The following is a 5,030-nucleotide window of genomic DNA, read 5'->3' on the forward strand; positions in this document are numbered from 1 at the left end:
CCCCGCGGTGCCGGCCGCCCCCGCGGGGGGCGCCCCCCGCCTCTGACCGCGCGCCGCGGCGGGGGCGGCCCCCCCGGGTGGGGGGGGGGCGCCCGCCCACCGCTGTGTATCGGGCCGGACCGTCGCAAGCCGCGCTTGCGTGGCGGTGTGCCCCATCGGCGTGGAGTTGGCCAGCCAACTCGTCGGGTTGGGGAAGCTTGCCTGGTCACCTCTGCTGTCACCCCGTCTACGGCGACTACTGCCTTTAGCTGACTTCGGTCCGGTCGCCACACGTGTACGCCCAACTGTCAGGTCAGGCTTAGGCATCTGCCCGCGCTTCCGGTAGTTGGTGACAGTGGAGACCTGGATGCCTAGCTAGGCGGCAGCGTCAGAGGTCGTCCACCACTCGGCGTCGCCGCTCAGTCCATTCACATCGGACCTATTGTGCCTGTTGCGTAAGACGTTCAACGCACCCGCGTTGCCCGGCAAAACTTTCGCCCCACAAGATCACTCTTGGCCGGCTGCGCCATCGAACCCAGGCGACTGGCCCGTTCCGACCCGCGCTCGCGCGAGGTACGCTCCCCGAATGCAACCCGAGTCACGGGAACCTGTTGTGGTCGAGGCGGTAGTCAATCGCGAGAAGTTGCGTGAATTGCTTGCGCTAGAGGCGGAATACTCGGCCCTGGACTACAAGTCCGGCTGCAACTTGGCCGAAAAGCGGCATCAAGTAGAATTCGCGAAGGACGTCGGTGCAATGTCCGTTCGTGGTGGGTTCCTCATTGTCGGAGTTGATGGGCTAGGTAGGCCGACCGGAGATGTGACCGCAGACCAGGCAGAGATGTTCGATGAGGCGCGGCTGCGGCCCAAGCTGATGAAGTGGCTACCGGATGGCCTAGAGATTTCGGCTCAAGTGCATGAGATTGACGGGAACTTTGTTGCCCTTATCTACGTTGCTCCTAACCCCACTGGTTGTGCCTTTTTTCGTGCAGATGGACAGTATGAGCAGCCCGGCAAAGGTCTCAAGGTTGCTTTCCGCGAGGGGGAAGCGTTCTTCCGTTACGGCACGGAAAGCACAAGACTGAATCAACAGGGCCTTGAGCTAGTGGTCCGTCAGCGCGTGGAGCAAGTGCGGAGCCGATGGGAAGATGAACACGCCGCAACCTATCGCAGCCTTGCGGAGGGATTGCAGGCCGGTTTTGCCGGGCAGAGGGTAAGTCGTGGCGCGGCCATAGAGTTCAACCTCACCCTAGAACTCGACATCTTGACGGAAGCGGCCATAGAGCTTCTCCGAGCCGGTGATGACATCCCCCTTCGAAGACTACTAACACGGGCCGTACCGGAAGCTCGCTCGCTCTACCTCTCGGGGAACTCGGGCGATCTATCCAGGCTCCTTGACCGTCTTGCCTGCTTGGCTGCTCTATTTCTAGAGTTGGAAAGAAGTGAATGGTTTAGGCGAACCGTGGCAACCATGCTGTCAATATATGGCCTCGGATTCGAAAACGAGCCTCAGATAGTTGATCATCCGCCTCCGGCGGCAGCTTCTCTTTGGCTAGCGATCATCGAGCGGGTATTGGGAATCGGGTCCTTTGCGGTTAGGCAGGAAGCCTGGTCGTATGTCGGGCTATTGGCCGTTCGGCGACATCCGAACATGCATCAGATGTACGTAAGCTGGATTCGACACGCACTGACCATGGCGGCTCGGGCAAAGCTGCTAACTCAGCGTCAGGCGTCCTCCGAGATGGATGTATCGCTGCTGAGCCTTGCTCGCGAGACCGTACGCCGCCTGGAATGCCTTCGCCCAGATGCTGATGGAGACGACGAGGTAATCCTGAACGGCCTCGCGCAGTTTGACTTCCTGTCATGTGTCGCCGCATTGGGAAATAGCGAAAACGGCAATCGCGGTGGTGTCTTCTACCCGAACTTCGCAAGGTTTCGCGGCACTCGGACCCAGCCCATCGCGGAGCGGTTGCTGCGCGAGCAGGAAGTGCGGAAGCCGATCTTCCCTGATCCCAGCGATCAGCTTCTCGCTGAAGCGCTCCTGGCCGTCGATGCGGCTGCCCGCCAGGAGGCATTCCGCTTCGATGGCTGGGAGGGATACACGCGAGATGTGAATCGGTTTATCGAGCAGCACCTTCCCCGGTGAAAACTTTCTATACGGGTTCAGGCGGCCGTTTCGCAGGCTGCGCGCGCCGCCGACCAGGGGCCGGCCCTAAATCGGGCCGCCGTCCGAGACCCCGCCGCCCTGGCGGAAGCGCCCGGCACCACCCCCGCCGGTTGCAGCCCCGCCGGCGGCGCGAAGAGCATGCGAAAAAGGGCCCGGTCCGCCATGAGGGTTGGCAGATCCGATGCTGTGGTGTTGGTCGCCGCACAGGCAGGTGCCTCCGGCGGGGCGCTCTGGCGCTCTGGGATGGCGGAGTCGCCATCCCAAAACCTTCGTTCGGGCGGAGCCGCTCAGGGCGAAGAGACGGGCGGGCGGCGGCCTGAGGGTCGAGCGTGGGCGGCGTACGATCGATTCGGTGCTGGGCTGAGCCCGCAGTTGCGGGTTCTGTCGCTCCTGTTCATGGTCGCCGGTTGGCTCTTCACGATCGTTGCCGTTGCACTCGAAGGAGATGCACGTCAGACGGAGGGGAAGCCTATGGGGATTTTGAAGCTGACTGGTCTGTCCGCTGCTCTCGTCTTCGGGGGCTTCGCGGTGAATCTCTCGGCAGCGGCGGGCTGAGCCCAGCGCCAGGCAGCAACGCTAGTTGGGTGACCAACTGAGTGATGACCGTTAAGCGCATTGCCGAACCACCAGGGACGGCGGTGGACCAACCGAGCAGGAGACGTCCACATCGCCGCTGTTCACTTTGGCCCGGAAGATCCTTCACACCGAAGCAGTCAGCCTGTTGCTATCACAGCAACAGGGCCGATCAGTGAGCTTCGAAGCCAGCCGGCGACGGGGCCAACCCCGACGTCACAGATGTGTGCGGACGAGGCCAGCCGGAGCGCCCGGAACGTGCAAACAAGGGGTTATGAGGATCTTGGCTGCTCGGTAGCGTTGATGCAACGTCTTCCCTGGATACGGCTGGTGCTTTCGCGCTACGAGGAGGTTCGGGATGGATTCCCTGCCGGAACTGACTTTCGGGCAGCGGCTGAAGGCCTACCGTGAGCGGTCCGGCAAGACCCGTGCGGTGCTTGGCGGGCTGGTCGGTCGCAGTGCCGAGTGGGTCAAGGCGGTGGAGACCGATCGGATCCTGCCGCCGCGTATTCACATGCTGGACCGGATCGCGCGTGCCCTCAAGGTCGAGGTGTCCGCCCTTGCTGGCGAGTTGGGGGCCCGGTCGGCTGTGGTCAACGGGCCCGAGCATCCGGCGCTGCCGTCCGTCCGGGACGCGGTCAACCGCTTCGCACTTTCCGATGATGTTTCCCCGGAGCCGTTGACGAGCCTGCGGGACCGGCTTGCGATGGCATGGCGTGCGCGTCATCAGGCGTCGGACCACCGCACCGTGCTGGGCGGGTTGTTGCCGGGGGTGCTACGCGACGTGCAGCGTGCCGCGTTGGCCTACGAGGGTGCAGAGCGTCGGCAGGCTCAGGCCCTGTTGGCGGAGACGTTCGGGCTGACGCAGATGTTCCTCGCCTATCAGCCCGCTGCCGAGTTGTTGTGGCGGGTCGCGGACCGGGCGATGGTGGCGGCGCAGGAGTCCGGCGACCCGGAGGCGGTGGCGTGCGCGGGGTGGTTCCTGTGCCAGGTGCATCGGGATGCCGGTGACTGGGACACCGCGATGTCGGTGACAGTGGATCTCCTGTCGGCGCTTGAGTCGCGTGCGGCCGACGGGAACATGAACCTGTTGGCGCTCTGGGGTGCACTGAATTTCGAGGCTGCGTACACCGCCGCCCGTGCTGGTGAGGAAGGTAGGGCCTGGCGGTACTGGGATCGCGCGGATCAGGTGGCGCAGCGCCTGCCAACGGGTTTCTATCAGCCGCAGACGTCGTTCTCGCAGGTCATCATGGGCGCTCATGCGGTGACCGTGGCGGTGGAGTTGCAGAAGTCCGGTGAGGCGGTGCGCCAGGCGCGCCGTCATGATTCCGCGGCGATCCCGTCAAGGCCGCGCCGGGCACGCCATCTCATCGAGGTCGCGCGGGCGCACTACGGCAAGGACGACAAGGAAACGGCTGTGCTGACTCTCCGGCAGGCGTACGAGTCGGCCCCGGAGACGATCCGCTTCAACGGGTACGCCCGGCAGATCACCTTGGACCTGCTCGACGGTCCGCGTTCCACTCGTGACGACGCCCGTGACCTTGCGATCAAGGTCGGGCTGCTCTCGTAACCAGGGGTAGGAACCTTACCCATTCCGCTCTGCGACCCACCGTAGCTTCGTGCTCACGGGATGCGGTGGGTGGTGCGGGTATCGCCTGGTCGCCGCGTCCCTCTCAGCTGTGAGGGCGGGAAGCTGTCCTCGTGCTCGAACGAGGGAGGGTCCGTGCGGCGCGTCTCGTATGACGAATACCTCTCGGCCACCGCGCTGACTCTCGCCCGCAGGCATCGGCCGGTGTGGTCGTGGCGGCTCTGGCGGCATATCTGCCGCTGCGGAGCCGACCTGCCGTGCCGTTCCCGGCACCGGATTCCAATCAGTCGTGGCCACTGGCCACCGGAAGGTGAGCAGTGAGGAGCGGGCAGCGGAAGGCGATCATCGCGGTGCACGTCCGAGGGCTGAAGGTGATGTGCGCCGGCTGCCGGGCGTGGTGGTCGCTGCTCACGCCGTACCCGTGCTGGCAGGTGGACTGGGCGGCGAGCCAGCAGACGCGGTCGCTGACGGCGGCGCTGCTCGGAGGCCGCGTATGACCACGCACGGCCCGGTGCTACCGATCTGGAGCTGCGCCGGCTGCGATGCGCCCTGGCCCTGCCGCACCCGGCAGCGCGAGCTACGCGCCGAGTTCGACGACGCCCCGATCTCCCTGGCCCTCTACCTGGGCGCCCAGCTGGTGCGGGCCTCCGATGGTGCCGATCGGTTGGGTGCTGGTCTTCCGGGGGGTCGCCGCCGCCGAGCTGGCCGACCCGGCGCGCACGCTGG

4 protein-coding genes are annotated in these 5,030 nt (G+C 65.1%); all 4 read left to right on the plus strand.

Features of this window, described 5'->3' with window-relative positions; translation table 11 throughout:
• The first annotated feature begins 565 nt into the window (after positions 1 to 565).
• Complete coding sequence (locus AB0B48_RS31870; RefSeq protein ID WP_357208104.1) at positions 566 to 2,122, plus strand: ATP-binding protein; 1,557 nt, start codon at positions 566 to 568, stop codon at positions 2,120 to 2,122.
• Positions 2,123 to 3,074: 952 nt separating this feature from the next.
• A complete protein-coding gene (locus AB0B48_RS31875) occupies positions 3,075 to 4,286 on the plus strand; it encodes a helix-turn-helix transcriptional regulator (RefSeq protein WP_357208106.1) in 1,212 nt (403 codons plus the stop codon).
• A 335-nt stretch (positions 4,287 to 4,621) separates the two neighbouring features.
• A complete protein-coding gene (locus tag AB0B48_RS31880; protein ID WP_357208110.1) occupies positions 4,622 to 4,801 on the plus strand; it encodes a hypothetical protein in 180 nt (59 codons plus the stop codon).
• On the plus strand, positions 4,798 to 5,030 hold a 233-nt coding region (locus AB0B48_RS31885; protein ID WP_357208112.1), incomplete at its 3' end, for a flavin reductase. The genes AB0B48_RS31880 and AB0B48_RS31885, both read left to right, overlap by 4 nt.

The organism is Micromonospora sp. NPDC049089 (genome assembly GCF_040648775.1).
GTDB lineage: Bacteria > Actinomycetota > Actinomycetes > Mycobacteriales > Micromonosporaceae > Micromonospora.

Excerpts from the sequence above, each read along its gene's own strand:
- AB0B48_RS31870 (WP_357208104.1), top strand. The coding sequence starts at position 566 with ATGCAACCCGAGTCACGGGAACCTGTTGTGGTCGAGGCGGTAGTCAAT.
- AB0B48_RS31875 (WP_357208106.1), top strand. The coding sequence starts at position 3,075 with ATGGATTCCCTGCCGGAACTGACTTTCGGGCAGCGGCTGAAGGCCTAC.